Raw genomic sequence first — 24,791 nt, 5'->3', positions numbered from 1 at the left:
TGAATACTTCTTTCGGAATATCCAACTTCCCTAGCTATCTTGTAATTAGAGTAATGGTCCTGCACACAGAAACTATAATGCAAAATTTGTCTGCTAGTTAGGCTTAATGCCATAAGCGCAGATAAAATTGCGTCTCTTTCTGCTTCTGCATCAGCTAATTGTACCAGTGCATCTTCTGTTTTGTTTCCGTGGCTTTGGCTTTTAGGCATATCTGTAATAATTGGTGATTTTAAATCTATCAAAGAGCGACCAGCCATTCGCTCTAAACGTCTAAAATTCTTCAACACATTTCTGGCATTCGCTTTTGTTTGTCGAAAATCTACTTCTTTTAGCAATTTAATCAAGTGAAATCGCTCCTTTTGTGGTATAATAATAACGACTTTTCCACAAAGTTATCCACACATTATCCACAGCCAGAGCAATCTGGCTTTTTTGTTGGCAGCTTTCTTTACTCATGATAAAATATTTTTATTGTGACCAATGTTTGGGGCAAAGTAACCTCACATATCACAAGCTACCACTTTTCTGGTAAAATATTCTTCTTAGTCAACCAGTGGTCGGTTGGCTTTTTTGTACTTGATTTTTTATAATGGGTTTGGTATAAAAATACTATAAAAAATAAACTTAATATTATTTCTTACAGAACTACCTAGCGGAAACTAGGTAGTTTTTTATACTATCGATTGTAAAAACTAAAATACATTGGTTTCAAAACTATTTGAACCCACTTATTAAACGACTAAACCAGTGTCCAATTATTTCTGGATGTGAAATAAAATATCCGATTCCCACAATTGAGACAATCCAGCATATGCCTATAATCACACAAACAATTGTTAGAGGTGAAAATTTCTTATCTTTCATCTATTCTTCCTCCAACTTCACAGCAAACGGCCAATAGCGCTCGTCAACTGCTTTGATTTGATTTTCTGTGAGTTGTGACTCTTTTGTTTTACCAACCTTTTGTTTATCAAAAACAGCAATTCTTATTTCACCATTCAATGTTTTTCTTAATCCATAAACATTGTCGCTTGACGAACTTCTAAGATCGGGCAACTCCACATAATAAAGCGGCTCTTTCTTGACTTCGTATCCGTTAGCTAATGCATCAACGAATAAATCTCTATTCGACTTAAACCACAAAGAAAATTCATCATCTGGTATTTCTTGTGAAAAAGAATCTGCGGAACCGATAATATCAACTTTATCAGAACCCATTCCTAAACTTTCTTCAATAAAATCATCAGCAGTTTTAGGTAATATAGCTTTTTTCGGTTCATCTAGTTGTTTTGCTAAGCTAATTGCTTTTTCGACAGCATAGTTAGCACCTTTCAAATAATCAAGGCTATCTGTAGGAACTTCTAAGCATTCTAACTCTTCAATCAATTCTTGTTTATTCATCGCTATTCCTCCACTTCATCAAATCCACAGATTAACGATTCTTCCTTCCAAATTCCACAATCTTCCAGTACAACCTCTCTTTTATCTTCTTCAGGAAATTCAAGAATCAGCCCATTCACTAATACTGTTTTTACTACCAAAAATTGGTTTGTGTATTGCGGAACTCCTTTACCGATATACTTTACTTTGTCTCCTGATTGAATGCTCATACTCATTCCGATTCCTCCTAAATCAAACCGCCGTCAATCAATAATACTTCGCCTTTTTCTTCAAGATTTTCTAACTGATTGAAAGCTTCTTCTGCGCCAGTCTTGTCACCCTCTTCTGTATGACTTTTAGCAAGCATTTTGAACGCTTCGTATTTATCAATTGTTTTGATTTCCTCGAAAAACTCTTTTTCGTCCTCTACGTCGCAAACAATATCCTTGTAAAGTTTTATACATTGTTTTTCATCTTTAGCAGCGATTAATGCAAAATAAGGTTCTTTAATTTCGTAAAATTTCATTTATTTTTCCTCCTGTTCCCAAACCCACTGGCTAAATGACTGTAATACTTGAGCTAATTCATCATCATTTAAATCACCATATGCATAAGCTACTTGCTTATACTTCATTTTTCCACCAGTAGTTGATAAAAATCCCATGATTTCGATAACTTCACGTAATCCGTGTAATTTGCATGATTCTTTCAACCAATCCAGCACGATCTGCTGATTTTCGTTGAGTTCTGTAATACATATTATCGTTTTTAGCTCTCTTAACTCGTCCTCTGCTTCATAAGCCAATTTATCTGATTCCCAATAATTATGCCAAATACTTAATACTTCGTTTTTATCTACTAGTTCTTGTTTACTCATTCTGTTCCCTCCAATAGCAAATACAACGTTCTTTTATTGACAGCTGTTTGTTTTTTTCGCTAGTAATATACTGAAACAACACAACAGCACGTCTTATGACGATTCTTAATGCTTTAAAAAATTTTGGAATCATCTTCTTCACTTACTTTCTAAAATAATGACAGCTGTTCTGGTTCAGTAAATGAACTGCTTGTTTTATTTTCCAGAAGTTCCATTACTTCTTTTAGTATTTCTAATGTGTTTTGCGTTTCTTTTTCTTTTGCTCTATTCAAAGCGTAAAACGGTGTAAACCATACATCTGTTGCAGGTTCATTACTTAGCGCATTTTTTCTTTCAAATATCGCATCTATTCCTAACAAAGAACACTGTACATATGCCATTGAAAGTACATTTCCGTCGATGTCACCACACAACGCTCTCAAACTTCTTTGATAGTTATAGCCTTTTTCTCGCATAATATTAGCTAAAGCAATTAGAGTAACACCGCCACCAATGCAAGGATCATAAAAAACAACTGGCTGTCCATTTTTCAATTGTTCATCCTTTTCGTTAAAATTCATTTCTGCCATTAAACGAGCTACATTGTATGGTGTGAAGAATTGCCCTGCATCTTTATTAGCAATTTCCAAAGCCATATACAATTCGCCTAGTATATCAGTTGAGGTCTCTTCTAAAGCTTCAACTAGCAAAGCGAATAATTCATGGAACTTTTCTTGTTCTTCTTCGGTGTATTTCTCTTGAATAGACTTATACAATTTTTCTCTTTCTTCAAAATGTACTTTGTCAAAAACATTAGAAATACTGCATGCTGACATTTTAGTAAAATCGAAAAACACATCGTACATACTTCTTTTTCCGCAAAGGTCTTTCATGACTTTAACCATTTTCTTTTGGTAACTATTCATCATTTCAAAGGAGTAAAGAATTCTTTATGGTCGACCAAACCTCCACTCCTTTCGTTTACTTCTTCTTTATTTCAGCTAACTTTTTCGCAACACTTTGCCCACTTTTATTGCATAACGGACAAGAAGTTGCTTTTGAATGACCGAATCTATCTTTTTCCCAGATAATCATCTGTCCCTTGCATTTTGGACATGTCATATTTTCTACCTCAATTCTTATTACACACAGGACAAGGAATTTCTTTTGCATGACCGTATTCATCTTCTACTTTAATCAAAGTTTTTCCTTTACACTCCAAACACTTTTCTTCGTGCCAATTGTATGTGCCATTTGCAATAGCAGCGTTTTTTCGTTTTCGATTTTGCTTTTTGATCCGTTTTCCTTTTTTACCCACTATTTTTGTTCCTCCAAACTCATAATTTCAATTTCTGTTCGTGGTCGCATACTGTACAACTTTTGGCAAACCATCACAGCAATTTGACCATCGTTTTTATATAAAATACCTTCGGCAGCATCTGTCACTGCTTTAAAATAGTTGTCCAAATCGGGCTTTTTGTCGCAATATTTCCGCTCTAATTCCACTTCTAAGCGTTTCTGTTTATTGCTTAGAGCTGATTTAGGCGGATGGATGTAAAACGTCACGTGTGCGGAAATTGGCCCTTTTTCAATCAACTTTGCTCTTGATTTACGAAGATAATTTTTTACTTGATTTTTGTATTCTTTCATCGCTCGATCTTCGTAGGTTTGAACATAATTTCCACGTCTTGCGAATCTTGGACGACTTTGTGGCTTAGGTTCAATCGGTAGAATAATTCGCATCTCTTCCACCTCGAACCTTACAAATCGGCTTCTTTGACGAATACTCCGTTTACCATTTTCCCTTGGCGATTTTTGATTTCGCTATATGCTTGATTTAAGCATTCGTATAAATCCATGTTATTTTGCATAGCAAGAATAATTAACGTCACAACCACGTCCCCGATACCATCTCTTAGGTCGTTTTCGTTGTTTCTTGCCAATGCAGCCCCAACTTCTCCGACTTCCTCAATCACTTTTAGCATTTACTTTTCAGGTTCCGCTTTATCTAAACGCTTTTCTTTCGCCCATTCTTCCACTAATTTAACTAATTCATTCATCTAAAATTCCTCCCCGAAATCTAATTCACGTTTTAGCTTGCTGTGAATTGATTCTAGCTCTTTTTTGTATTCTTTGACTGTTTGTATTGTTTTACCACTAGAAAGCACATAATCGCGTTCTATTGCGACGAGAGCCTTACTTAAATTGCCATAATAACCAATCAAAGCGAGTGATTCTTTTTGTGTACCGTCTTTATCAGTCAAAATGGTTAACTCTCCGTGTTCGTTTCGTCTCGCTTTATTTACGATTACTTGCTTATCATCACTAGTAATTCGATAATCAAGTACTCTCATTTCAATCATGACTTGCCCTCCAAAAATTCTTTTATTTGCCTATCAAGTTCAGCTTGCTTTTCTGGTGATAGTTTTTCCTCTTCTTGTTTTGGTTCATTTACCCAATCTGGTAATTGCTCTTGTCTAACTGGAGGATTCGTATATCTTGCTTGCGTTGTCGTTTCAGACAAGTCGTATTCATCGTTAAAACGTTCATCACGTATCCAGCGGAACAATTCTTGTGGATGATACCAGTCGTTTAATTTGATATACTTAAGATAATCTTTGTATCCTGTTTTAAACCGTTCGAAGTCTTCATCTGACTTAATTTTCTTTAAGAATTGCTCTTTGGCTTTTTTCTTATTGGTTTTCTTCGGATATGTTTTCCAAACTTTTTCAAATAATTCAGACATGGTTGAACTTTGTTCAACGCTATATATATTCTTTGTATTATTCTTTGTATTATTAATTAATGTATTATTATCTTTGGCGTTTTCGCCTATACCCCTATAGTTATTTTCACCTATACCCTCTAGTTGTTTTCGCCTATATCCCTCGGTAATTTTAACTACACGTCTTTCTATAGATTTTGTACCTGGTTTATATTGATAACTGACATCAATGTATCCCTTTTCTTTTAATCCAGATATAAGTTTAGAAACCCTGTCTTTACTTAGACCGAAAAAATTTGAAAAATACTCATTGCTAGCGAAACATCCATCGTCATTATCAAGACTATCTATTTCAACGATTAGAAATTTTTCAGTCCAACTCAGTTCTTTATCTAGCCAAACATTTTTAGGAATCCAAATACCTTTAAACGCTCTTTCCATTTGTTACCCTCCAATGTTTAATTTCTTTATTGTCTCTTGGTTTAATTTAATTCCTTTAACATGATATTTAGCTTTAAATGCTTTTATTCCTATATCGTGTTTTTCTTTATGATGGCAATGACATAAAGATGCAAATGTATATTCTGTATGGTCAACTTTCCTTCTGCTTCTTCGTCCTAACGCTTTATCAAAATGATCAATCTCTGCGCTAGTTTTTCCACAAATGCAGCAAACACGCTTAGTAATACATTTATAAAAATAATATTCTTGGTTTCCTGGCAAAATATCATAACCTTTTTTAAAGGGAATGCTATTTTCAAAAATATAATCAAGAATTATATTTGCTAAAATTGTTGCATCGTCTACCGTGTTTTTTGATTCCTTTTTTAAGCTCATAGGATAACCTCTAAGCTCTTCAAAGTGTGAATAGAACATATCCTTCAACAAAGAGGTTTTATCCCCTGTTTCTCTGCTAATATCTCCTAACAACGCATATATAAAGTTTCGTTGTGCTGCAGTAAATTGCCTTGGATCGATAAAACGAATTTCAACTTCCCTTGGTCCGTCATATCCGTAGTACATTGTTTTAAGCCGTTCAATGTTAATTACTTCGTTTATGTCCGCAGTTATCCTTTGACCTTTTAAAGATTTAATAACTGCGGAATAAACGTTGTTTAGGTTCATTCAACCACTTCCACTTGAATGCCGTTATTAATAATAAAATTGTTTAACGCAACTAACTTTTGATGCTCTGCTGTTAGTCTTAACGTAACTGTTTTCTCTTGTTGTTTTCTGCTGGTTTTTGGTACTTCTTCTGTGATGATTTCGCCTGTTTCAGTGTCAACTGTTTTATTGTTGATTGTTTCAGTTTTCAAGGCAGCAATAGCATCGTCGTGCTCTTTTTTTGCTTTTTCTCGTTCTTCTTGTTCTTTTTTTAAAGCAAAGGCTGAATCAATTTCCTTTATCAATTCTGATGCTGTACGCCCGCTATCAATCAAACCAACCCAAGAATATGGTTCTAAACCAACCGCTTTAGTATAGTTTTCAATTATTTTTTTATCGTTCTCAATACGTTCTTTTTCATTGGCTAATGTTGTCATCACAGATGCAATTTCTTCAATAATTTTTTTAGTTGGCTCTCCTTTAGCTGTAAAAGAAGTCTTGTTAAGCCATGAATTGGAAATTTCAATTTCCTCCATTGATACATTATAGTTTTCAGACATTTCATCGATTACTGTTTGAATTTTTTCTAATCGCTTCTGACGTTCCGCTTCTTCATATGCTTGAATATTTTTATTGATTTCATCGCTAACATCTTCAATTTGGCTCATATATTTTTTTATTTTTTTCTCAAAATCTTTTAACGGCTTATTATATTGATTTTTAACCGCTTTACGTTGATCATCTAGCAACGTCGCAACTTTGTTTAAGTCTGCTCTTGCTTTTTTTGCTTCTGGAATGTTTTCATCAGTAAAAATCATTGTTGAATAGTGACTAACGGCGCTATCGACCATTTCAGCCAATTGTGTTTCATTTTGAATAGTGATTTCACTAGCTTTAAAATCAACATTAAATTGCAAATCTGTTGTTAATTCGTTTGTCATTATTTTTGCCCCCATGTAATGTTTTCTTCTGGTTGTGGCTGGAATTGTTGTATCCATTTCCTCAAAACTCCAATAGCTTTATTGAACATGCTAGCTGGCATGTTTTCATTGACATCTATATTTAATTCTTTACTTAGTTCATTGCGTACATAATCAAGTTCAGAATTTGATAATTCAGAAAGTTGTCGGATATGATCATTCAACGTAGCTAACTGTTTACCGCTAATCAAATTAACTTTCGGAGTATCGCTGTTCTTTTCAGCTGCCGTTTGGCCATCGTCGTCTTTATCTGCTGCTATTCCAAATGCTGCCGAAAGCGAATAACGTCTTGCATATGTTGTTAAACTTCCTAATCCTTGAGGATTTGTTCCGCTATCAGGAAATTCAAATGGACCATGAATGATATATTGCCCGCTTATATGAGTGATAATTGTTGTAACTTTTAACGCATTATTTTCATTGACAACATTTTGTTGAAAATCAATTCCGCTTTCGGATTCTTGCGCAGCTTTTCTAATCGCTTCTTCAATCGCTTTAAGAGTGGCATACTGGAAATTCATTGCTCCTTTTTTAGTCGAATAGGCAACTTCTGCATCAAATTTCGGTTGAGTTAACTTACTTTTTAATTTATACATACCATCAAAAAGTTTTTCTAAATTTTCACTGCAAGTATTCATTTCGTTCCTCCTCTTTCAACAATGAAAGAACTTTTTCTAATCCTTCAATTAATTCAGATTTTTTGAAATAAGCACATTCATCTAAACTTTCAAATGCAAATCTAACCTCTTCATCTTCGCTATCTTGATACACAGCAACATGATCGTTTTCAATGTCTTTTTCAAAAATTAAAGAACCATATGGCGAAGATTCATCAAGTAAATGAATTCTCCCAATTGAATCAAATTCTACTTTCATGATATAATTCCCCTATCAATATATGTTTTTGCGACTAATTGCTTGGCGGCATAGTCGCTTTTTTCATCATGCAATCCCTCTGCGCTCTTTTTGTTGCGCAATGTATAGTTGACTTTTTTGTTGTTTGTACCATAAATCAGCTAATCTTTTTGCTTGATTTAACTTTTCTTTTCTAGTCATTACAACTCACCTCGTAAAAAATCTTTTAACAATGTATCTAGTTTTTCCTCATTGTTTTGTTTAGTTGAAGATGATTCTGCACCAATAAATGATTCTTTTATTTGTTTACATTGCGGACAATCACAATCATGAGCAAGTGCTTTTTCTTTAAGTGTTTCAAATAATTCACTAAATGCAATTGCTTGTTCAGGCAAAGAACCTGCAAGTAAAACACTGGATAGGTACATTCTTTCTGGATCAACAGTTGCTAAAACAAGCGCAACTTCTCCTTTCTGGCATTCTTTTACAAGTTCCATTAATAAATTTTGAATTTTATCGTTCATTTTGGTATACTCTCCTTAGTTCATTTTGTATGTGTCCTCACTCGTCAAAAACACGAGTGAGGCTTTTTTTATTTACGCAATAATTGTTACTGAACCTTTTTCAACATACTCATTTAAAGATTGAGTTAAATATTCATGAATACGTTCCATAGCTACATGTTTCCAAATCCCACCATCTGCTTCGAACAATGCGCAATGACCATATTTATTGATTCTAAAAACAAATGGGCTATCTGGCTGTTCAACTTCTAAAAATGTTCGATAAGGTCTTAAATTTGCTGGACTAGGTACTTCTGCTTTTGTAAGCGTTGCTGCTCCTTCTTTTACTGTAGCAACTTGAGAAACTCCGTTATCAACTAAATCTCCCCCACCTTCAATTCGAATAGCGCTGGCACATTCCAGAATAGCTTTTGCATCAAGATCACGTTGAATAAGAGATTGAACATTAATAATAAATTCTTCTGAATCCATAAAGCGACTATATGGAAACACTTCTAATAACGCTTTTGCTTCAATAATTTTTTCACGCTTACGGTCTGCATCTAAAGCTGAATAAACAGCAACGTTTGTTGGGCTTTCAACATGAATTAATAATTTTGACGTAACTTCTTCATGGGAAAATTTTGATTGTAGATAACCAATTAATCCAGATAAAGAATTAACTGTGAGTGTTTCTGCTCGTTTAATTGGATCGAGTTCAACTAAATCCGCTTTTGAACGATCAAAAAATACTTTTTCCTCTTCTTTATAAATAATTTTTTGGTCATCACGTAATCTTACTGCATACGCTAAAGCTTCTTTTAAATGTTCTGACATAATATTTCACTCCTAGTTTGTTTTAAATTTTTTTATTTTATCTGTTTCTTCAATTTCTTCTACTGGTGTGCCTTTATCATCTTTCAATTCAGAATCATCTGGATCGAAATACATCTGGCCTCGTTGTCCACTTTTCAATTCATTTGCTAACGGTTTTCCTTTACCATCTTGACCAATAATAATTTTTGAAGTTAATGCTTCTCTTGGAACTAATTTAGATTTCACTTGATAATCAATCAAAATATCTTCACGATATTCGTCTGGAATAATCGTTAAATCAATTGTTATCTTTCTCTTTTTTGTAGGATCTGTATTAGGATCATTTATATTGTTAATGACTTGAGCAAGCTCATAATCAAATCGTTCTTGTAATCCTCCCTCACTAATCCCACTTAAAGGAACATTAATATTTTTTGACATTTTATTGCCTTCCTTTCTGTGATATAATTTATTTAGATTCTATTTACTTTATTTTCCCTGCTTTAGCTCTAACTAAAGTGGGGCTTTTTTTGTCTTTTTTTGAAAATGCTGATACTCCGCTTCGTCCCAGTTGAAAAACCAACGGATAAAAAGAGGTACACTTATTGTTGCCAACACTGGAACTGAAAAGTGGCTTTTCAATAACACACCTAGCACAATCATCAATAAAAATGCGCCTATCAATCGTGTTTCTCGAATTGCTTTCATGTTGTTAACCTCCTATATTTTGATATAATTCAATTGAAAGTGGGGTGCAAAAATGTTTTTTGTGATTAAACGAGCTTCTGATAAAAAATACTATTTTTTGATTAAAACTGAAGAAAATGAAATAATCGCATCAAGCAAAACTTACTACTACAAATCTTCTGTTTTAGAAATCATTGAATCCATTAAGAATGATATGAATCCAAAAGCAATCATTGTTGATACTACTTTTAACTGAGGATAAGTTAGGCTTATCCTTTTATTTACTGATCTAACTCACTTCTTTAAACATATCTCCGTTTCCATTAGCCATATCAATTCTTGCTTGTAATTCCAAGTCAGGCTTCCATTTAGGAATTAGAGTTAATGCTTCTTCATATCGAACTTTTGGAATATCTACATAAGAGGCTACATCGAATAATGCTTTCAATTGTTTATAGCAATTACTAAATGCTGATTGCTTAATACTTGAATCCTTATAAGCCGATGTTTTTTTGCCACCTAATACTTTGATAACAGTTGATGAAACTAGTCCTTGTATCTTTCGTTGTTGGCTTCTATTAATTGTTGTTTCTGTTTCTAGCTTATCTAAACGTTGATTTACAAGAGTCAATCCACGTTCATGTTTTAACGCAGCTTCTAATAACAATTCTGTGTTATTAATCGGTAAGTTTGATTGAGTTTTGAGCAGTTCCTCCATTTGGTTAAAAGCTTCAATATATTTCAGTTTAAACTTAAGAGCTTTTTGACCAGTGAATCCCATTGCTAGTAACGTGAATCCATCACGGTTCATAATGATTTGTCTATATTTTTGTTTGTTTTGTGGATGAATATAGCTATCTTCGTAAAATAGGTCTGCGTAATTTTCCGCAACCCCCTCTTTTAAATCATCAATCGCTGCTAAAACATCACGATGATTTTTATTAAACGTTTCTGCGACTTGTAAACTAGTTGTTACTGCTTGTTGGTTTTTCGTAATTACTAGATTTTCCATCTTCTTTTCCTCCTTTAAATTTCAAAAGTTTCTTTTAGAAATCTTTGTAATTCAGATCGTTCAATCCGAATATCCTGATTACTCCATTGTTGAATTTTTAAACCTTTTGAAATCCAATTATTCAATTTTTCATCGCCAATCTCTAAAATCTTTCTTACTTGCGATTTGTTAGGATATGGTGGTAATTCAATGGTTTTAGACAATAAATTCAAACGATTTTCAATTTCTTTTAATACTATGAAAGTAATGTTATTTGCTAATTCGTTTTGAACCATTTCATCAGGAATGTTTAACTGCATAAATTACACCTCCTATTTTTCATCTTCTAGTAGATATTCCATTGATACTTTGAAATATTTTGCTACTTTTTTTAGACTCTCAGATGATGGAGTCTGATTAGCAGTTTTTCCCCACTTACTTATTGCCCCATTAGACAAACCTGCATCTCTTTCAACCCTATAGATTGAAACACCTTTAGCAATTGCCAACTTTTTAATTTTTTCGTATACCATAATTTATCTCCTTCCTATAGATTTTCAACTAAAACCGTTGACAAATAATAGATAGTTAGCTATTATAAGTGCATAGCAAATAAACTAAATACTAAATAAATATTTTAGCCTATTTGACACCTATAACTGCTATCTTTTTGTACCCTCTCATAAGTACACATTCAGTATAATAGCCGTTTATCTATTTGTCAATAGCTAAATATCTATTTTTGTATTTTTTTGGAGGAATCTAAAATGAATACCAAAGATAGAATAAAGCAATTAGCAGCACAAAGAAAAATCACTATTGCTGAATTAGAACGTAAACTTCATATTGCAAATGGAACAATAGGAAAATGGGATAAACAAAATCCTTCTATAGAGCCATTAAAAAAATTAGCCGATTATTTCGGTGTAACTACTGATTACTTACTAGGTCGCACTGATACACTTGAATTCAATAAAAAAGATGAAAAAGATGTACAACTGATATTAGAAGATTTAATAAATGGACTTAGCAATGAAAATTCTTTAGCATTTCTGAAAAACGGTGGAGTTGAAATCGATGAAGAAGATGCTGAATTATTACGTGATTCTTTAGAAAGAACCGTACGTCGCTCCAAAATTCTTGCCAAAGAGAAATTCACTCCTAAAAAATACCGTAGCAACAAAGCCGAGTGAGGTGTGACATTGTGTTTAGAAATGATATTAGAAAAATGGTAAATAAATATGTGAAAAAATTCAATACAAAAAATCCTTATGAGTTAGCAAACTATTTAGGAATCCATATAGATTATGATGATCTTGGTAAGGAATTTATGGGGTATCGTTCACATATTTTACGAATTCCTATTATTATTTTAAATTGCAATAACACAGACCAAGAAAATTTTGAAACTTGTTGCCATGAACTAGGACATCATTGTTGTGGGCATGACACTAATACGCAAACCTTAACTAGACAAGGAAGAAATTTCACTATCTATGGTGTCGAATATGAGGCAAACGTTTTTATGGTTGAGTTGTTGCTGCATGGAATTAATCTAGCAGAATACCCTACACGAGAATGTTTATTAAAAAGTTGTGGTGTTCCTGAATGGGCTGAACGCTATGTTGATTGGGATTATTTGAAAGAAACAGCAGACTATAATAGCTACTATAGTTATTACTAGTACATGAATAATTTTATTATTAAATAAGGAGTTTTAGTTTTATGAAAAAAAGAAATATTATTTTCTCAATGCTACTATCTTGTTTAGTATTAGCGGCATGTGATTCCTCAAACGAATATGAGACTGACAGACAAAGCTCGTCAATTGAGAATAATCAAGAAACCTCGTCATCAGTTATTTTGGAAGAAACATATCAGACTAACTCAATATATGATAACCAAGAAAAAGAAGTATCTTCTATTACTGAAAAACAGGAACAAACTCTCATATCTTATACCCAACTTGATTGTGAAGATAGAGGATACACTCTAAAATATCGAGGAAAAGATACATGGAATGTCGCTTTAAATTATATTAATAATAAAAATAGATGGATAGTAACCTGTAATGATGTCAATTACGGCAGAATAAAAGCTATTTACGAATGGGATGGTGAGGAAAATTCTGGAGCAACCCTTATTTATTTATTAGTTTCAGGAAATGAATTAGTAAATAATTTAAATAATTAATCAAGATTAGCCTTCTGGCTTTTCTTTTAAAATACAAAAGAACGTATGTTCGAAAGGAGAATTTTATGGCAATGATAAAACAATATAAAAAAAAGAATGGTGAAAAAGCATGGTACTTCAAAACATATCTTGGTACCGATCCGCTAACTGGAAAAAAGAAGTATACAACTAAGAGAGGATTTCGCACTCAAAAAGAGGCTAAAATTGCATTAGCAAGGTTAGAAATGGAAATTCAAAAAAATGGCATTCCCTCTTCCACTAATATAACATTCCAAGAAGTAGCATTTATGTGGCTAGAAAATTATAAAAATACCGTAAAAGAAAGTAGCTACTCTCGAACAGAAATAATCTTCAGAAAACACATACTACCTTCATTTGGAAAAATTGAAATATCAAAAATTTCAACTGCTTATTGTCAGAAAATCGTGAATACATGGCATTCAAAAGGTAGTTCAAAACAATATCCCCTTTTTATAAATTATATGAATCAAGTCTTCAAATTCGCTATTAACATAGGGGTTACCAATCAAAACCCAGTGATTAATGTAATAGTTCCTAAAAATCAAGATATTATTACATCAGAAAAGAAAATTAAATTCTATACAAAAGATCAACTTCAAATATTTTTAAAAAGTATTGAACAAAGTGAAAGTACCTACATTACAATAAGAGATTATACATTATTCAGATTATTAGCTTTTAGTGGATGTAGGATAGGGGAGTTGTTAGCTCTTACTTGGGACGATTTAAACATTAAAACTGGTGAACTACAAATCAACAAAACAATTGCTAAATCTGACCATTATTATGTATCAAATACTCCAAAAACAAAAAAATCAAACAGAACACTAATATTAGATGCAAAAACAATAACTATCTTAAAAAAATGGAAATTAGAGCAAAAAAAATATCTTCTTAAACTTGGTTATACACAACCCTCACGTATTTTCACCAATGAAGAAAATGAATTTACAATAAATCAAGCTATTACAGATAGATACAATATTTATCGTAAAAAGGCTAACTTACCAAACATTGGGCTTCACGGATTTAGACACACGCATGCATCTTTATTATACTATGCTGGTGCAGATCATAAAGAAGTTCAGGAACGATTAGGACATGCAAACATAAAAACAACTTTAGATACTTATACACATCTAACAAATGATGGAAAAGAAAAAACTACCGAAAAACTATCAAAATACATCGGCTTTTAACTAGTATGGTCAAAAGTATGGTCAAATATTTTTCAAACCAACAAAAAAAGCCCAAACCTTTGATAAACAAAGGCTTGAGCTATTACACTAGTTGGCTACTGGATAAACTGATACTTGTTTTTTGTCGCGGCCTTTACGTTCGAAACGTACCACACCGTCAACTTTTGCAAATAACGTATCGTCGCCACCGATTCCAACGTTCACACCTGGATAAATTTTAGTTCCGCGTTGACGGTATAAAATTGAACCACCTGTAACTGTTTGGCCATCAGCACTTTTAGCGCCTAATCGTTTAGATTCAGAGTCACGGCCGTTTGATGTAGAACCGCCACCTTTTTTATGGGCAAATAATTGTAAATTCATAGTCAATAACATAGTCTGCACCTCCTATTTCTCAGTGATTGTTTTTATTTGAATAAATTCAGTATTTTCGTTCTCTATTGATTGTAAACCTAATAAAAGATTTTCTAATAGAATTTGGGCAATATTTTTTTGTTCCTGATTGACAGTTGTTAACATCTCGACATAAAGGTAGCCACCTTCTACATCATCAACTTCGACAATCGGTTCAAAACCTGCTAAGGCATCAATCCCATTGACTGTGCTAATTGCTAAGGCAGAAACTGCCGCGCAAACCACATCGCTGCCATAAGGACCTGCTTCAGCATGCCCGGTTAATTCGAATGAAACGATTCGGCCGGAGCCTGTTCGTTTAAAAGAACCTTTAATCATTGATAGGCCTTCTTTCCTGTCAACAAGAGAGATTAAGCGTTGATTGCTTCGATCATAACTTTTGTATACGGTTGACGGTGACCTTGTTTACGGTGAGAGTGTTTTTTAGGTTTGTATTGGAAAGTCACGACTTTCTTTTGTTTGCCGTGTTTTTCAACAGTTCCTTCAACAGTTGCGCCTGCAACAGTTGGCGCACCAACTTTTGTAGATTCGCCACCTACTAAGATAACTTCGTCAAAAACAACTTTCTCGCCAGCCTCAACGTTTAATTTTTCAACGTAGATTGCTTGACCTACTTCAACTTTCACTTGTTTACCACCAGTTTTGATAATTGCGTACATGCTATACAGCACCTCCTTCTTCTAGACTTAGACTCGCCATCCCAAGTGATGATTGCTCATGCTTAAAAACTTGTTCTGTGCGGTTGTAGCTGTGGAGACCACAATTACAACACTAACTATAATAACAGAACCAGAAAACCTCGTCAATATAAACTCTATATTTTCTTCACTTTCTCTCTCCAAAAAAACTTCTTCTGTTATTTAAATTTCCGATTGACTTTCTAACACTACTTCCATTATAATTAGCTTTGTTGTGTTACAACTATTGTCATAGTAGCTCAGCAGGATAGAGCATCCGCCTTCTAAGCGGACGGTCGGGGGTTCGAATCCCTCCTGTGACGTAACGATAACAAAAGCGCCTCTTAGAAACCAAGGTTTCTAAGAGGCGCTTTTGTTATCCCAAGTTCATCCTAACCTAGTTTAACTTTCTACCAACTTGAAGTACCTCCACCTCCGCCAAAACTCCCACCTCCGAAACTGTCACCGGAGCCATCATCAGAAGAACCCTCGTTGCTTGTAACCCACCAATCATGACGATTCGCATACATACTGGTCTTTTTTAGTTGCCTGTCAGAACGTGAACTTGCTAGAAATTTAGCAATAGACACATTTCCATAAGCAAAACGCATATCATAGTATTCAGGATACGTTCAAATCTCTATCTTTTTAACTAATTTCTGCTAACACACATAAAAAGAACGTAACGCTTAGTTGATAAGCGTTACGTTCTTTTCAGATAATTAGTTAAACAAACACAAGAATATTGATTTTTACAGCTCGTTTTCTAAAATCTCAATCCGCTCATCAAAACTCAACTCTTGATAGATTTGGTGGAGCATCCACATGTACCCATACGGATCAATAAACAATGAATTTTTGAGCGCTCCTTCCATCATTTCAGTAATAGGCTGTACTTCTTGACAACCGTTTTCCATTGCCAGTTGATGTGTCTCTTCAATATTTTCTACTGTTATATTAAACCAGATAGTATTGGGATGTTCTTGGGTTGGTGATTTTAAACCATATTCTTCATTGGCATCTAACATGTGAAACCTCGTGCCATAAAGTTGAAAAACCGCTTCATTCATTCCGACAGGATACTCAGTTGCTTCTACTACCTCTATTTCAAACACCTTTTTATATAAGGCAAGCGCCTTAAGGCTATCACTAACAATAAAATCGATTTCTGTCCCTTTAATCATTTGTTTTTCCTCCTTCAAAGCTACTAACTGTTGATTAATTTTTTTAATCTTTTGCTCCTCCATTTGAATTAAATGTCGCGATTGATCTCGTTTTCTTAACAAAATAGTTTCCAAAAAAGAAGCATCCTTAAGTTTTCTCAAAGTTTCTGCCATCTCTTCAACTTTAAACCCTGAATCTCTTAACAGTAAAATTTGTTTCAATAAAGGAATTTGATGTGCGCTATAATAGCGATATCCTGTTTTTTTATCAATTTCATTTGGAACAAAAATTCCTGCTTTTTCATAATGACGCAGCATCCGTGGGGAAATATCCATTAACTTGGCAAATTGCCCAATTTGATACATAGAGTCTCCTTTTCATTCAATTGATATTCTTATCATAAACCTTAACACCATGTGAAAGTCAATGAAAAAGTTTCTATTCATACATTTCTATTTTATTTGGATATTCCCGTGATCTTTCTCTTGTTATTTTCTAAAAATCTCCTTTACATTTACCAAAACAGTTGATACGATTAGTATACCTTCTTAAAATTAGAGTTTTATAATCTTTAATTCACTAAAAAGCAATCGAAATGAAATCATCTAACCATTAACTTTATTCAGGTCATCAATCTCTTATTTTTAAAAAATAAAATACTCGACAGTTCATTCATTTTTTTTCATATGCGTTGTTATGGAATCTAGTTTCTGTGTTAAACTCTGATGGTTATAAAGTTTTAATCACGTTATTCAGTGTAGATGAATTAGAAAATAAAAGAAAAAATCACTTGATTGTAAAGCTAATACAAGCAATTAGTTTGTTATTGGTCATTGAAACAGTCATTAGTTGGTTTGTGTGAGGTGACTAAGTTGTTAGAACTAAATGATTACATATTGAAAATAAATAATAAATTACTTTTAGAACATACAAAAGTTTCATTTAGAAAAGGGGTGATTAATCATATCTTAGGGAAAAACGGAGTAGGTAAATCACAATTTGCTAAGGATTTATTGTTAAACCGAAGTGGTTTAATCCCTTCTGAAATAAGTAAAAATGTTACGATTATTTCAAGCTTTTCTAATGTCCCTAACGATTTAAAAGTCTGCGAATTATTTATTCTTCTAGAGAAAAGATTTGGTTTAGATTCAGTCGCACACTTGGCTCATTCTTTGCACGCTACAAATATTTCTAAAACTTCCTTAATTGGACAATTAAGTGATGGACAAAAACAAAAACTAAAATTACTTTCTTTTTTTCTGGAAGATAAATCAATTATTGTATTAGATGAAATTACCAACGCCTTAGATAAACAAACAATTAATGAAATCTATCTATTTCTACTTGCATATATAAAAAATCATCCTAAAAAAATTATTCTAAACATCACACACAATTTATCAGATTTAAAAAATTTAAAAGGCAACTATTACTTAATTGAAGATTTCAAAATGATTCGTTTTACTAATCAAACTGAAGTTATTCAGAAGTATATTGAGGGGTGAAATTTTGGAATTAAAAAAAACGATTTCCAACAAAATAATGATTATTTTAATTGCAATTATCGTTGCAATCTTTGCAATGGGATGGATTCTACCTATTGGCATCGATAAAGTAACTAGGTTAAGTTACCGAGAATACTTATTTAGTACATATACTGTATTTACACAATTTGGCTTTCTAATGTTTTCGTTTCTAGTCTCTTTCTTTATTAATAAAGAGTACTCAGGAAAAACAATTTTATTTTATCGTATGATGAATACCAATAGCCTTACTTTTTATATAAAAAAAGTTTTGACACTTACGGTAGAGACCCTAGGCAGTATTCTAGTTCTGTTATTTATCGTTTCCTTTATTTTTATGGATTTTTCTGTAATTCTGCAAATGTTTTTTTTATTATCGATGATTTCAATTCAGTATATTTTAATTGTTGCGTTGATCAGTTTTTTATCTGCTAACGTTCTTTTATCTATCGGTTTTAGCATACTCTATTGGATTACAACAGTACTTTTTGTTGCAGTTGGTGGATTTTTACGTTTTTTTGCAATATTTGATGCTTCAAACGAATTATATCTAAACGTCCAGAATTTTTTAGAAGGCTCAGAAAACTCAATTAGTTTTGACCACAATTTATTGATTATCTTGTATATTATAGTTCTAACAATCATCGCGCTGGCTATTGCAAGGGTAAATAATAAACGTTGGCTAAGACTAGGAATATAAACGACACCCACTTCGCAGATAGGATTCATCTACTTATTCGAGACAATAGATTAAATCAAATAAAATACAACTAGTTGAAACTAAAAAAGCATCAATTTTGATACGCCCCAAACTGATATTTTTCTAAACTTTGGGGCGTGTAATCAAAATACAAGCTTCTTAGTGTGGCACTGGATATTTCACCGCATTTTTCTTCAACTTTTCTTCGATAATTTCGTCCAAATCAAACCCTAAATTATCAGCCATCATGTAGGAGTAAATGAGAACATCAGCCAATTCTTCTTTGATTCGTTCTTCTTGTTTGATGCCTTCTTCTGCTGTTTTCCATTGAAAAAGTTCTAACAATTCTGCTGCTTCTAAACAAATTGAGAGCGCCAAATCTTTTTCATTATGGTGGGGGCGCCAATTTCTTTCATCTCGAAATTGATTAATTTTTGCCATTGTATCCATCTGTTCTCCTGCTTTCTTATTCATTTGATGGCAACTGAAACCCATCGAACGTTTCACCATCATAGTATTTTAATAACTGCTCTGTAGACAATAACGAGGAAGTTATTTCTTCCTCTTCAACAACTGCTTGATTCTCTTCTCTATATAACAAATAAGCCTGTAAAAGCTGTTGGTAGAGTTTTTTTCGTGAAGAGGCTTCCGCTGAAAGAAACGTTAATTCTTTTAAGTGTCCGCGATAGACAGGCAAATCATCAACAAATTCGATTGGTAATTCTACTACAGTTAACTGGAATTCTTCAAAGACTTCTTCATACATCTGCCATTCCCTCTTTCTGTCGATATTGTTTTGGGGTCATGCCCATTTCTTCTTTAAAACGTTTATAAAAAAAGGCTTTGTCTTGATAGCCGATTCGTTCAACAATTGTTTGAATCGATAAATCTGTTTGCTTCAAGTAGTTTTTCGCCAATTGGATTCGGTAGGCTAAGACAATTTCCGTAAACGTTTTGTTTGTTTTTTCTTTTAAAAAATTCGATAAGTAATTCGGATGAAAATGAAATTTAGCGGCGACTTCTGCTAAAGTGACATGCGCAATCTGTTGCTCAATATACGCTAAAATCACCTCAACACGTTGATGATTCGACAAATAATTATCTTGCATCTTTAAAGCTTCTCTAGGCAGTTGACCTAGTTCCACCACTAGCAAAACAAAGGCCGCTTTGGTCACTTTATTATTAAAATAGGCCATTTTCACAATTTGTTTCAGTAATAATAGCGAATAGACGTGAACATCCGAATTTGGCTGGCTGGCAAAAACGAAATATCGAGGAATGTTTTCAAATTCACTGCTAGCAATTTCTGTAAAAAAACGATACATGACTGGTTCTTCCGCCAGCTGATTTAAGAGCGTATCAAGAAAATAGTGCTTTTTAAAATAAAATATAATCATAGACATTCCTTGCCCCTGATAGCTAACCGAGGTGGCCTCATTGACAATCATGACTTGGCCAGCCGAAAACGAACACCTTTGTTGATCCAAATAAGCATAGCCGTCTTGCTCTAAACAATAGAGCATCCGAATAAATCCTTTCGGAACGTCAATGGTTTCCGAAGATGCCAGCATAAAGCCCGCAATTTCTCGATGTGGATTTTCCTTAAATTGCGCTACTTCATTCTCAAGAGCATTGGTAGTGGTTAAATAACAATCTAAGGTCTCTAAAAACTGATAAAATGCTGCATATTGCTCTTCTTTGCTTGCCAATTAATCACCTCATAATCCAACACTTTTTACTTTACTCCCTCTATTTTTTTCTTTGGCGTTTCCTTCTATACTAGATACATGGTAACACGAAAAAAGAGATTCAACAGTTTTTAGGAGGAATTTTTTATGAAGATTAGTTTTATCGGTGCTGGAAATATGGCATCCGCTATTGCCAAAGGTGCGCTAAAAAAGCAATTTATTGCCGCAGAAAACCTTTATTTTTATGATATTCAAGTCGAAAAAACCGCCGCTTTTGCACAAGAAATTGGTGCACACGCGGTTGCTTTGCCTCAAGAAGCTATTACAGTAGCTGACTTAGTTATTTTAGCAGTGAAACCGCAATTCGTTCAAGCGGCTTTACTTGAAGCAAAAGAAGCAATTTTAGACAAGCAACCGTTAATTGTTTCCATTGCAGCAGGTACGACTATTGCAGAATTGTATCAACTGTTTGAGACTACCCAACCGCTTCGTCTTGTTCGTGTGATGCCCAATATGAATGCATTGATTGGCGCGGGTGCAGCAGCTGTCTGTGGTAACGCTTTTGCATCCCCTGAAGACATCCAGACTGTTTTATCGTTGTTTCGAGCAGTTGGCCAAGCCTGGGAATTAGAGGAACAGTATTTTTCGATTTTTACTGCTATTGCAGGTAGCACTCCTGCGTATGCTTTCTTATTTATTGATTCGATTGCCCGAGCAGCCGTTAAAAATGGTATGAACAAAGAGTTGGCCTTAGAAATTGCCACACAAGCTGTACTAGGCAGCGCTCAAACTTTGGCAAATAGCACAGAGAATCCTTGGACTTTAATCGACCAAGTCAGTTCTCCTGGTGGAACCACGGTTGCTGGGATTGTCGAATTAGAAAACAATGCGTTTATTTCAACAGTCATCAAAGGGATTGAGGCCACCATCCTTCGGGATCAAGAATTAGCCAAACAAGACTGATAAGAATAATTACATGAGCGAATAAATAAGAAAAAGCGCTGAAAATTCAGCGCTTTTTCTTATTTTAGTTGAATGAGTAAGCCAAAATGATCACTGACTATCGGTGTTTTCCTACCATCAAAAATTACTTCATATTTTCGTACGTGCCACTGTTTTGGAACAAATGCGTAGTCAATCCGCAAGGCTGCTTCATTTTCTTCCCAGCCATCTATTTTTTTCTCTACTGTCGCTTCACCGCTTGTCTCTTCCGCTACAACAAATGCATCTTGAATCGGCAAGTAACTATTTTCCACTAATTGATAGCCAGTTGAACCAGCTGGGTTGTTTAAATCGCCTAAAATGACTAACGGTTGTTGCCCCGTCGCTAAGTATTTCTCTAATTGTAGCCATTCATAGGCAAAACCTGTACAGGGTGTTTCCCACCAAGAAAAGTGACCAGAGACAACAGTAAGCGTACCTTTTGAACTCTCTGTCTCCGCTACTAAGATTTTTCTTGTTCGATAATTCGTTGGTTCTTGGCTTTCTGAAATAAGGAGAGCTTCACTAGTCAACGGACATTTCGAAAGTAGTGCGTTCCCTTCTTCATAAATAGCATAACCAATGTGGCTCATTTCCCAACTCCAATAATAGTTTTGGCCTTTTTCAGCTAGATATTGAACGATTAGATATGCAAAATTATCTTCATGGATTGGCGTTTGGGTCGCTATGGGACAAAAAGTAGTTAACTGTTCTAACGGCACTTTCTTGGAAGCGACTTTCTGATTCACTTCTTGTAAGGCAATTATTTCACTTTCAGAAGATAAAATCACCTTGGCAATCTCCTCTAATTTTTTTAATGGTTCTTCTTCTAACCAGCTATGAGTATTGATTGTTAAAAGATTCATCTTTTCCCCTTCTCTTACATGTGATTAGGTCTGTGAGTGGGACAAAAATCACTTTGGATTTTTGCTTCACGCGCAAAACCTGATAAACGGCGGGAACAGAACCAACTCCTTCGGAAATAAACCGAAATTATCCAAAAATTAAAAAGCAATTTCCGGAAATTCCTTCTTATTTCTCGGAGTTAAACGGTTCTGTCCCGACCTCATACCTAATCATTTAAATTTCAATCTGTCCAATCACAGTCCCCGCAGTGGTGGTTCCTAGTTGATTAATAACTACTTGTTCCACTTTGTCGCTGTTTGTAAAGGCGACAATAATCGTTGTTTCTTTGCCAGCTTGTTCAATCACATCCAAATTCATTTTAGCTAGTTTCGTCCCAGCTTTCAATGATTGTCCTTCTTTAACAAAAGATTCAAAAGCAGGTGTTGCCATTTCAACTGTATCAATTCCCATATGGACAAGTACTTCAATACCTTCTTCTGTTTGTAGCCCAATCGCATGTTTGCTTGGGAAAACACTTAGGACTTTCCCCGAAATTGGTGCCACCACCTCTCCTTCTAGAGGCTTAACTGCAAATCCATCCCCCATCATTTTTTGTGAAAAGACAGGATCATTGACTTGCGCCATTGGAATAACTTCCCCTGTCGCCACAGCCACGAAATCTTTTTTCTTGCCTAAGAAATACGTTGTTGGCACTCCTGCTGTACTTTCTGCTATAACTGGTTCTGGAATGTCAACGCCGGAAGCTAATAAATCTTCAATATCGGATTTTAAAACATCGGCTTTTGGTCCATAAACGGCTTGAACGCCATTATCTTTCACAATCAAGCCCATTGCACCTGCCCGTTTCCACGCCTCTTCCGAACCGACTTTTTCTCGATCCTTTACACTGACACGTAAGCGTGTCATACACGCATCAACTTCTTTGATATTTTGTTTACCACCAAGTAAGTAGACAATTTGCGCGATTTGCTGATCGACGACACCTGAACCAGCCGCGCCAGATGCGATTTCTTCGCCGTTATCATTGTCATAGTTTCCATTTCTTCCAGGTGTTGCGTAATTAAATTTTTTAATTAAGAAATTCGCTAAGAAATAAGTGACAACACCAAAAATGATGACCATTAAAACAAAATTGATTAAATCACCACCTAAACCAGCTTTTATTGCTAGCGGTGTTCTTGTTAACAATTCAATATTTCCAAACGAATGCACACGCAATGGTAAAATATCAGCCATTGCAAAAGCAGCACCTTGGATCACGGCATAAATCACATAAAGCGGCACTGCAGCAAACATAAACATGAATTCTAGCGGCTCTGTCACACCAGTTAAGAAAACAGCTAAAGCAGCAGAAAAATACATTGATTTATATTTAGCTTTTTTATCTGCATCGACATTACGATACATCGCCAAAGCCATCCCCATTAAAATCCCTGAAGAACCAATCATTTGGCCTACTTTGAATCGAGCTGGTGTCCAATTTTCTAAGACAAACTGATACTTGCTCATATCACCAGCGCCTTTAAGATTCACTAAGTCTGTTGCCCAAGCCAACCATAAAGGATCTTGACCAAAGACTTGGGTTCCAGCTTGTGCGCCAGATAAAATTTCATACGTTCCACCTAATTGTGTATAGTTGATTGGAATCGTCAACATATGATGTAACCCAAAAGGTAATAACAAACGTTCCAACGTTCCATATAAGAATGGCGCTAAAATAGGTGCACTGTCTTGAGATTGCGCAATCCATAACCCAAAATTATTAATTCCCGCTTGAATATTTGGCCAAATAAGTGCTAATGCAATTGAGACAATTGTTGACCACAAAATAACGACAAATGGGACAAACCGTTTACCATTAAAAAATGATAGCGCATCTGGTAATTTCCGATAATTGTAATACTTGTTGTAAGCCATCGCACCGACAAAACCAGCAATAATCCCTACAAAAACACCCATATTTAATGCCGGAGCTTCTAAGACACTTGTAAAGAATCCCTTCACCATAATCTTGGTGCCAAATAAGGTATGCGTGAAAGCTTGTTCATCTGCCAACATTTCATTTGTTACACCAAAAATGGCTCCAGTAATACGGTTGATTAAAACAAAAGAAATCCCCGCTGCAAATGCGCCACCTGCACGATCTTTGGCCCAACTGCCACCTATTGCTAACGCAAATAGTAAATGTAAGTTGCCAATAATTGCCCAACCGATACTCTCCAGAACTCCGCCTGTTGTTACTAACAAGCCTAAATTAGGATCGATTAAAGGAAGCGATTTCCCAATACTAATCATTAAACCCGCTGCGGGCATTACTGCCACAACGACCATTAAAGCTTTCCCGAATTTTTGCCAAAACTCAAAACTAAACATTTTTTTCATTCTTGCCACTCCTTACGCAATCGGTTTCGTTATGTTGCCATTATATACTCCTGTTTCCTTTTTGTAAATGCTTTAATTTCAAAAA

38 protein-coding genes, 1 tRNA gene, 2 pseudogenes and 1 other annotated feature are annotated in these 24,791 nt (G+C 34.4%); of the genes and pseudogenes, 9 read left to right on the top strand and 32 right to left on the bottom strand.

Features of this window, described 5'->3' with window-relative positions; genetic code table 11:
- The 19 genes and pseudogenes from KQI94_RS05755 to KQI94_RS05665 form a co-directional block, all read right to left on the bottom strand.
- A partial coding sequence (locus tag KQI94_RS05755) for an ArpU family phage packaging/lysis transcriptional regulator (RefSeq protein ID WP_216454333.1) occupies positions 1-344 on the bottom strand: 344 nt, incomplete at its 3' end.
- A 520-nt stretch (positions 345-864) separates the two neighbouring features.
- Positions 865-1,401, bottom strand: coding sequence for a DUF1642 domain-containing protein (locus tag KQI94_RS05750; RefSeq protein ID WP_002368224.1), 537 nt, complete (start codon positions 1,399-1,401; stop codon positions 865-867).
- Positions 1,402-1,403: 2 nt separating this feature from the next.
- Positions 1,404-1,616: a hypothetical protein gene (locus KQI94_RS05745; protein ID WP_002368223.1), complete on the bottom strand. Its 213-nt coding sequence runs from the start codon at positions 1,614-1,616 to the stop codon at positions 1,404-1,406.
- Between the two features lie 11 nt (positions 1,617-1,627).
- Positions 1,628-1,906, bottom strand: a complete 279-nt coding sequence (locus KQI94_RS05740) for a hypothetical protein (protein WP_002368222.1) — start codon at positions 1,904-1,906, stop codon at positions 1,628-1,630.
- Positions 1,907-2,257 carry a hypothetical protein gene (locus tag KQI94_RS05735; RefSeq protein WP_002368221.1) on the bottom strand — a complete coding sequence of 117 codons (351 nt, stop codon included), beginning with the start codon at positions 2,255-2,257 and terminating at the stop codon, positions 1,907-1,909.
- Positions 2,258-2,406: 149 nt separating this feature from the next.
- Positions 2,407-3,102, bottom strand: a complete 696-nt coding sequence (locus KQI94_RS05730; RefSeq protein WP_010783304.1) for an N-6 DNA methylase — start codon at positions 3,100-3,102, stop codon at positions 2,407-2,409.
- A gap of 266 nt (positions 3,103-3,368) precedes the next feature.
- Positions 3,369-3,554 carry a hypothetical protein gene (locus KQI94_RS05725; protein WP_002368217.1) on the bottom strand — a complete coding sequence of 62 codons (186 nt, stop codon included), beginning with the start codon at positions 3,552-3,554 and terminating at the stop codon, positions 3,369-3,371.
- Positions 3,554-3,988: a RusA family crossover junction endodeoxyribonuclease gene (locus KQI94_RS05720; RefSeq protein ID WP_002368216.1), complete on the bottom strand. Its 435-nt coding sequence runs from the start codon at positions 3,986-3,988 to the stop codon at positions 3,554-3,556. The genes KQI94_RS05725 and KQI94_RS05720 overlap by 1 nt, the downstream gene beginning before the upstream one ends.
- 8 nt (positions 3,989-3,996) lie before the next feature.
- Positions 3,997-4,296, bottom strand: a pseudogene (locus KQI94_RS05715) (MazG-like family protein).
- The gene (locus KQI94_RS05710; protein WP_002368214.1) at positions 4,297-4,599 is read right to left on the bottom strand and encodes a hypothetical protein; all 303 of its coding nucleotides are present in this window, start codon (positions 4,597-4,599) and stop codon (positions 4,297-4,299) included.
- Positions 4,596-5,402: a helix-turn-helix domain-containing protein gene (locus tag KQI94_RS05705; RefSeq protein WP_002368212.1), complete on the bottom strand. Its 807-nt coding sequence runs from the start codon at positions 5,400-5,402 to the stop codon at positions 4,596-4,598. Before KQI94_RS05705 ends, KQI94_RS05710 begins: the two co-directional genes overlap by 4 nt.
- A 3-nt stretch (positions 5,403-5,405) precedes the next feature.
- Positions 5,406-6,086, bottom strand: coding sequence for a putative HNHc nuclease (locus tag KQI94_RS05700; protein ID WP_002368210.1), 681 nt, complete (start codon positions 6,084-6,086; stop codon positions 5,406-5,408).
- Positions 6,083-7,021 carry a DUF1351 domain-containing protein gene (locus tag KQI94_RS05695; RefSeq protein ID WP_002390931.1) on the bottom strand — a complete coding sequence of 313 codons (939 nt, stop codon included), beginning with the start codon at positions 7,019-7,021 and terminating at the stop codon, positions 6,083-6,085. Before KQI94_RS05695 ends, KQI94_RS05700 begins: the two co-directional genes overlap by 4 nt.
- Positions 7,006-7,683 (bottom strand): ERF family protein, encoded by a 678-nt coding sequence (locus tag KQI94_RS05690; protein WP_002368205.1) that lies wholly within the window; start codon positions 7,681-7,683, stop codon positions 7,006-7,008. Before KQI94_RS05690 ends, KQI94_RS05695 begins: the two co-directional genes overlap by 16 nt.
- The gene (locus tag KQI94_RS05685) at positions 7,667-7,921 is read right to left on the bottom strand and encodes a hypothetical protein (protein WP_002368203.1); all 255 of its coding nucleotides are present in this window, start codon (positions 7,919-7,921) and stop codon (positions 7,667-7,669) included. Before KQI94_RS05685 ends, KQI94_RS05690 begins: the two co-directional genes overlap by 17 nt.
- A 179-nt stretch (positions 7,922-8,100) precedes the next feature.
- On the bottom strand, positions 8,101-8,424 hold the full coding sequence (locus tag KQI94_RS05680; protein ID WP_002368201.1) for a hypothetical protein: 324 nt from the start codon (positions 8,422-8,424) through the stop codon (positions 8,101-8,103).
- A gap of 72 nt (positions 8,425-8,496) precedes the next feature.
- A complete protein-coding gene (locus tag KQI94_RS05675) occupies positions 8,497-9,240 on the bottom strand; it encodes a hypothetical protein (RefSeq protein WP_002368200.1) in 744 nt (247 codons plus the stop codon).
- Positions 9,241-9,252: 12 nt separating this feature from the next.
- The gene (locus tag KQI94_RS05670) at positions 9,253-9,660 is read right to left on the bottom strand and encodes a hypothetical protein (RefSeq protein ID WP_002363338.1); all 408 of its coding nucleotides are present in this window, start codon (positions 9,658-9,660) and stop codon (positions 9,253-9,255) included.
- 72 nt (positions 9,661-9,732) lie between these two features.
- Positions 9,733-9,927 (bottom strand): hypothetical protein, encoded by a 195-nt coding sequence (locus KQI94_RS05665; RefSeq protein ID WP_002368198.1) that lies wholly within the window; start codon positions 9,925-9,927, stop codon positions 9,733-9,735.
- 52 nt (positions 9,928-9,979) lie between these two features.
- Here KQI94_RS05665 and KQI94_RS05660 point away from each other — a divergent pair, with 52 nt between their 5' ends.
- The gene (locus tag KQI94_RS05660; RefSeq protein WP_002364224.1) at positions 9,980-10,162 is read left to right on the top strand and encodes a YegP family protein; all 183 of its coding nucleotides are present in this window, start codon (positions 9,980-9,982) and stop codon (positions 10,160-10,162) included.
- 33 nt (positions 10,163-10,195) lie between these two features.
- Here KQI94_RS05660 and KQI94_RS05655 read toward each other — a convergent pair whose 3' ends face one another.
- Genes KQI94_RS05655 through KQI94_RS05645 form a run of 3 tightly spaced genes read right to left on the bottom strand, consistent with a single transcriptional unit; the run spans position 10,196 to position 11,430 of the window.
- Positions 10,196-10,918, bottom strand: a complete 723-nt coding sequence (locus KQI94_RS05655) for a phage regulatory protein (RefSeq protein ID WP_002366327.1) — start codon at positions 10,916-10,918, stop codon at positions 10,196-10,198.
- A 14-nt stretch (positions 10,919-10,932) separates the two neighbouring features.
- Positions 10,933-11,217: a hypothetical protein gene (locus KQI94_RS05650; protein ID WP_002363334.1), complete on the bottom strand. Its 285-nt coding sequence runs from the start codon at positions 11,215-11,217 to the stop codon at positions 10,933-10,935.
- Positions 11,218-11,229: 12 nt separating this feature from the next.
- A complete protein-coding gene (locus KQI94_RS05645; protein WP_002363333.1) occupies positions 11,230-11,430 on the bottom strand; it encodes a helix-turn-helix transcriptional regulator in 201 nt (66 codons plus the stop codon).
- 234 nt (positions 11,431-11,664) lie between these two features.
- On the opposite strand from KQI94_RS05645, the gene KQI94_RS05640 reads away from it, so the two are divergent.
- From KQI94_RS05640 to KQI94_RS05625, 4 genes are all read left to right on the top strand, one after another.
- Positions 11,665-12,090, top strand: coding sequence for a helix-turn-helix transcriptional regulator (locus tag KQI94_RS05640; RefSeq protein ID WP_002363332.1), 426 nt, complete (start codon positions 11,665-11,667; stop codon positions 12,088-12,090).
- A 35-nt stretch (positions 12,091-12,125) separates the two neighbouring features.
- A complete protein-coding gene (locus KQI94_RS05635; protein WP_002364671.1) occupies positions 12,126-12,581 on the top strand; it encodes an ImmA/IrrE family metallo-endopeptidase in 456 nt (151 codons plus the stop codon).
- Positions 12,582-12,622: 41 nt separating this feature from the next.
- Entirely contained in the window at positions 12,623-13,090 is a 468-nt protein-coding gene (locus KQI94_RS05630; RefSeq protein WP_002366325.1) for a hypothetical protein, read from the top strand.
- 65 nt (positions 13,091-13,155) lie between these two features.
- On the top strand, positions 13,156-14,310 hold the full coding sequence (locus tag KQI94_RS05625; protein WP_002390381.1) for a site-specific integrase: 1,155 nt from the start codon (positions 13,156-13,158) through the stop codon (positions 14,308-14,310).
- 87 nt (positions 14,311-14,397) lie between these two features.
- On the opposite strand, the gene rpmA is transcribed toward KQI94_RS05625, so the two are convergent.
- Genes rpmA through rplU form a run of 3 tightly spaced genes read right to left on the bottom strand, consistent with a single transcriptional unit; the run spans position 14,398 to position 15,383 of the window.
- A complete protein-coding gene (gene rpmA, locus KQI94_RS05620; RefSeq protein ID WP_002355868.1) occupies positions 14,398-14,685 on the bottom strand; it encodes a 50S ribosomal protein L27 in 288 nt (95 codons plus the stop codon).
- A gap of 12 nt (positions 14,686-14,697) precedes the next feature.
- Positions 14,698-15,042 carry a ribosomal-processing cysteine protease Prp gene (locus tag KQI94_RS05615; RefSeq protein ID WP_002355867.1) on the bottom strand — a complete coding sequence of 115 codons (345 nt, stop codon included), beginning with the start codon at positions 15,040-15,042 and terminating at the stop codon, positions 14,698-14,700.
- Positions 15,043-15,074: 32 nt separating this feature from the next.
- Positions 15,075-15,383, bottom strand: coding sequence for a 50S ribosomal protein L21 (gene rplU, locus KQI94_RS05610; protein ID WP_002355866.1), 309 nt, complete (start codon positions 15,381-15,383; stop codon positions 15,075-15,077).
- Between the two features lie 19 nt (positions 15,384-15,402).
- Positions 15,403-15,478 (bottom strand) — a sequence feature (ribosomal protein L21 leader region).
- A gap of 172 nt (positions 15,479-15,650) precedes the next feature.
- Between rplU and KQI94_RS05605 the strand changes: the two genes are divergently transcribed.
- Positions 15,651-15,724, top strand: a tRNA-Arg gene (locus tag KQI94_RS05605).
- 429 nt (positions 15,725-16,153) lie between these two features.
- Here KQI94_RS05605 and KQI94_RS16785 read toward each other — a convergent pair.
- A complete protein-coding gene (locus KQI94_RS16785; RefSeq protein WP_002368197.1) occupies positions 16,154-16,585 on the bottom strand; it encodes a VOC family protein in 432 nt (143 codons plus the stop codon).
- 147 nt (positions 16,586-16,732) lie between these two features.
- Positions 16,733-16,930, bottom strand: a pseudogene (locus tag KQI94_RS16780) (MerR family transcriptional regulator); the annotation flags it as partial.
- A gap of 498 nt (positions 16,931-17,428) precedes the next feature.
- Here KQI94_RS16780 and KQI94_RS05590 point away from each other — a divergent pair.
- Both KQI94_RS05590 and KQI94_RS05585 read left to right on the top strand, forming a co-directional pair.
- Positions 17,429-18,070, top strand: coding sequence for an ATP-binding cassette domain-containing protein (locus KQI94_RS05590; RefSeq protein WP_002390930.1), 642 nt, complete (start codon positions 17,429-17,431; stop codon positions 18,068-18,070).
- A 37-nt stretch (positions 18,071-18,107) separates the two neighbouring features.
- The gene (locus tag KQI94_RS05585; protein ID WP_002390384.1) at positions 18,108-18,788 is read left to right on the top strand and encodes a peptide ABC transporter permease; all 681 of its coding nucleotides are present in this window, start codon (positions 18,108-18,110) and stop codon (positions 18,786-18,788) included.
- A gap of 159 nt (positions 18,789-18,947) precedes the next feature.
- On the opposite strand, the gene KQI94_RS05580 is transcribed toward KQI94_RS05585, so the two are convergent.
- Genes KQI94_RS05580 through KQI94_RS05570 form a run of 3 tightly spaced genes read right to left on the bottom strand, consistent with a single transcriptional unit; the run spans position 18,948 to position 20,497 of the window.
- The gene (locus tag KQI94_RS05580) at positions 18,948-19,262 is read right to left on the bottom strand and encodes a nucleotide pyrophosphohydrolase (RefSeq protein WP_002363321.1); all 315 of its coding nucleotides are present in this window, start codon (positions 19,260-19,262) and stop codon (positions 18,948-18,950) included.
- Positions 19,255-19,554, bottom strand: coding sequence for a hypothetical protein (locus tag KQI94_RS05575; protein ID WP_002358867.1), 300 nt, complete (start codon positions 19,552-19,554; stop codon positions 19,255-19,257). The genes KQI94_RS05580 and KQI94_RS05575 overlap by 8 nt, the downstream gene beginning before the upstream one ends.
- Positions 19,547-20,497 carry an AraC family transcriptional regulator gene (locus KQI94_RS05570; RefSeq protein WP_002390385.1) on the bottom strand — a complete coding sequence of 317 codons (951 nt, stop codon included), beginning with the start codon at positions 20,495-20,497 and terminating at the stop codon, positions 19,547-19,549. The genes KQI94_RS05575 and KQI94_RS05570 overlap by 8 nt, the downstream gene beginning before the upstream one ends.
- Positions 20,498-20,623: 126 nt before the next feature.
- Between KQI94_RS05570 and proC the strand changes: the two genes are divergently transcribed.
- Positions 20,624-21,439 (top strand): pyrroline-5-carboxylate reductase, encoded by an 816-nt coding sequence (gene proC / locus KQI94_RS05565; protein WP_002368192.1) that lies wholly within the window; start codon positions 20,624-20,626, stop codon positions 21,437-21,439.
- A gap of 59 nt (positions 21,440-21,498) precedes the next feature.
- On the opposite strand, the gene mapP is transcribed toward proC, so the two are convergent.
- Positions 21,499-22,323 (bottom strand): maltose 6'-phosphate phosphatase, encoded by an 825-nt coding sequence (mapP, locus tag KQI94_RS05560; RefSeq protein ID WP_216454332.1) that lies wholly within the window; start codon positions 22,321-22,323, stop codon positions 21,499-21,501.
- A gap of 214 nt (positions 22,324-22,537) precedes the next feature.
- Positions 22,538-24,706: a PTS transporter subunit IIBC gene (locus tag KQI94_RS05555; RefSeq protein WP_216454331.1), complete on the bottom strand. Its 2,169-nt coding sequence runs from the start codon at positions 24,704-24,706 to the stop codon at positions 22,538-22,540.
- Positions 24,707-24,791 lie beyond the last annotated feature (85 nt).

Source organism: Enterococcus sp. S183_ASV_20, from assembly GCF_018919685.1.
GTDB lineage: Bacteria > Bacillota > Bacilli > Lactobacillales > Enterococcaceae > Enterococcus > Enterococcus faecalis.
Note: the sequence above shows the minus strand (reverse complement) of the source record. Positions and strands in the feature narration are given on the sequence as shown.

Bases quoted from the DNA above. Each gene is read 5' to 3' on its own strand.
- KQI94_RS05750 (WP_002368224.1), bottom strand. From the start codon at position 1,401: ATGAATAAACAAGAATTGATTGAAGAGTTAGAATGCTTAGAAGTTCCT.
- KQI94_RS05745 (WP_002368223.1), bottom strand. From the start codon at position 1,616: ATGAGTATGAGCATTCAATCAGGAGACAAAGTAAAGTATATCGGTAAA.
- KQI94_RS05740 (WP_002368222.1), bottom strand. From the start codon at position 1,906: ATGAAATTTTACGAAATTAAAGAACCTTATTTTGCATTAATCGCTGCT.
- KQI94_RS05735 (WP_002368221.1), bottom strand. From the start codon at position 2,257: ATGAGTAAACAAGAACTAGTAGATAAAAACGAAGTATTAAGTATTTGG.
- KQI94_RS05730 (WP_010783304.1), bottom strand. From the start codon at position 3,102: ATGTACGATGTGTTTTTCGATTTTACTAAAATGTCAGCATGCAGTATT.
- KQI94_RS05710 (WP_002368214.1), bottom strand. From the start codon at position 4,599: ATGATTGAAATGAGAGTACTTGATTATCGAATTACTAGTGATGATAAG.
- KQI94_RS05705 (WP_002368212.1), bottom strand. From the start codon at position 5,402: ATGGAAAGAGCGTTTAAAGGTATTTGGATTCCTAAAAATGTTTGGCTA.
- KQI94_RS05700 (WP_002368210.1), bottom strand. From the start codon at position 6,086: ATGAACCTAAACAACGTTTATTCCGCAGTTATTAAATCTTTAAAAGGT.
- KQI94_RS05695 (WP_002390931.1), bottom strand. From the start codon at position 7,021: ATGGGGGCAAAAATAATGACAAACGAATTAACAACAGATTTGCAATTT.
- KQI94_RS05690 (WP_002368205.1), bottom strand. From the start codon at position 7,683: ATGAATACTTGCAGTGAAAATTTAGAAAAACTTTTTGATGGTATGTAT.
- KQI94_RS05685 (WP_002368203.1), bottom strand. From the start codon at position 7,921: ATGAAAGTAGAATTTGATTCAATTGGGAGAATTCATTTACTTGATGAA.
- KQI94_RS05680 (WP_002368201.1), bottom strand. From the start codon at position 8,424: ATGAACGATAAAATTCAAAATTTATTAATGGAACTTGTAAAAGAATGC.
- KQI94_RS05675 (WP_002368200.1), bottom strand. From the start codon at position 9,240: ATGTCAGAACATTTAAAAGAAGCTTTAGCGTATGCAGTAAGATTACGT.
- KQI94_RS05670 (WP_002363338.1), bottom strand. From the start codon at position 9,660: ATGTCAAAAAATATTAATGTTCCTTTAAGTGGGATTAGTGAGGGAGGA.
- KQI94_RS05665 (WP_002368198.1), bottom strand. From the start codon at position 9,927: ATGAAAGCAATTCGAGAAACACGATTGATAGGCGCATTTTTATTGATG.
- KQI94_RS05660 (WP_002364224.1), top strand. From the start codon at position 9,980: ATGTTTTTTGTGATTAAACGAGCTTCTGATAAAAAATACTATTTTTTG.
- KQI94_RS05655 (WP_002366327.1), bottom strand. From the start codon at position 10,918: ATGGAAAATCTAGTAATTACGAAAAACCAACAAGCAGTAACAACTAGT.
- KQI94_RS05650 (WP_002363334.1), bottom strand. From the start codon at position 11,217: ATGCAGTTAAACATTCCTGATGAAATGGTTCAAAACGAATTAGCAAAT.
- KQI94_RS05645 (WP_002363333.1), bottom strand. From the start codon at position 11,430: ATGGTATACGAAAAAATTAAAAAGTTGGCAATTGCTAAAGGTGTTTCA.
- KQI94_RS05640 (WP_002363332.1), top strand. From the start codon at position 11,665: ATGAATACCAAAGATAGAATAAAGCAATTAGCAGCACAAAGAAAAATC.
- KQI94_RS05635 (WP_002364671.1), top strand. From the start codon at position 12,126: ATGGTAAATAAATATGTGAAAAAATTCAATACAAAAAATCCTTATGAG.
- KQI94_RS05630 (WP_002366325.1), top strand. From the start codon at position 12,623: ATGAAAAAAAGAAATATTATTTTCTCAATGCTACTATCTTGTTTAGTA.
- KQI94_RS05625 (WP_002390381.1), top strand. From the start codon at position 13,156: ATGGCAATGATAAAACAATATAAAAAAAAGAATGGTGAAAAAGCATGG.
- rpmA (WP_002355868.1), bottom strand. From the start codon at position 14,685: ATGTTATTGACTATGAATTTACAATTATTTGCCCATAAAAAAGGTGGC.
- KQI94_RS05615 (WP_002355867.1), bottom strand. From the start codon at position 15,042: ATGATTAAAGGTTCTTTTAAACGAACAGGCTCCGGCCGAATCGTTTCA.
- rplU (WP_002355866.1), bottom strand. From the start codon at position 15,383: ATGTACGCAATTATCAAAACTGGTGGTAAACAAGTGAAAGTTGAAGTA.
- KQI94_RS16785 (WP_002368197.1), bottom strand. From the start codon at position 16,585: ATGATTAAAGGGACAGAAATCGATTTTATTGTTAGTGATAGCCTTAAG.
- KQI94_RS05585 (WP_002390384.1), top strand. From the start codon at position 18,108: ATGATTATTTTAATTGCAATTATCGTTGCAATCTTTGCAATGGGATGG.
- KQI94_RS05580 (WP_002363321.1), bottom strand. From the start codon at position 19,262: ATGAATAAGAAAGCAGGAGAACAGATGGATACAATGGCAAAAATTAAT.
- KQI94_RS05575 (WP_002358867.1), bottom strand. From the start codon at position 19,554: ATGTATGAAGAAGTCTTTGAAGAATTCCAGTTAACTGTAGTAGAATTA.
- proC (WP_002368192.1), top strand. From the start codon at position 20,624: ATGAAGATTAGTTTTATCGGTGCTGGAAATATGGCATCCGCTATTGCC.
- mapP (WP_216454332.1), bottom strand. From the start codon at position 22,323: ATGAATCTTTTAACAATCAATACTCATAGCTGGTTAGAAGAAGAACCA.
- KQI94_RS05555 (WP_216454331.1), bottom strand. From the start codon at position 24,706: ATGAAAAAAATGTTTAGTTTTGAGTTTTGGCAAAAATTCGGGAAAGCT.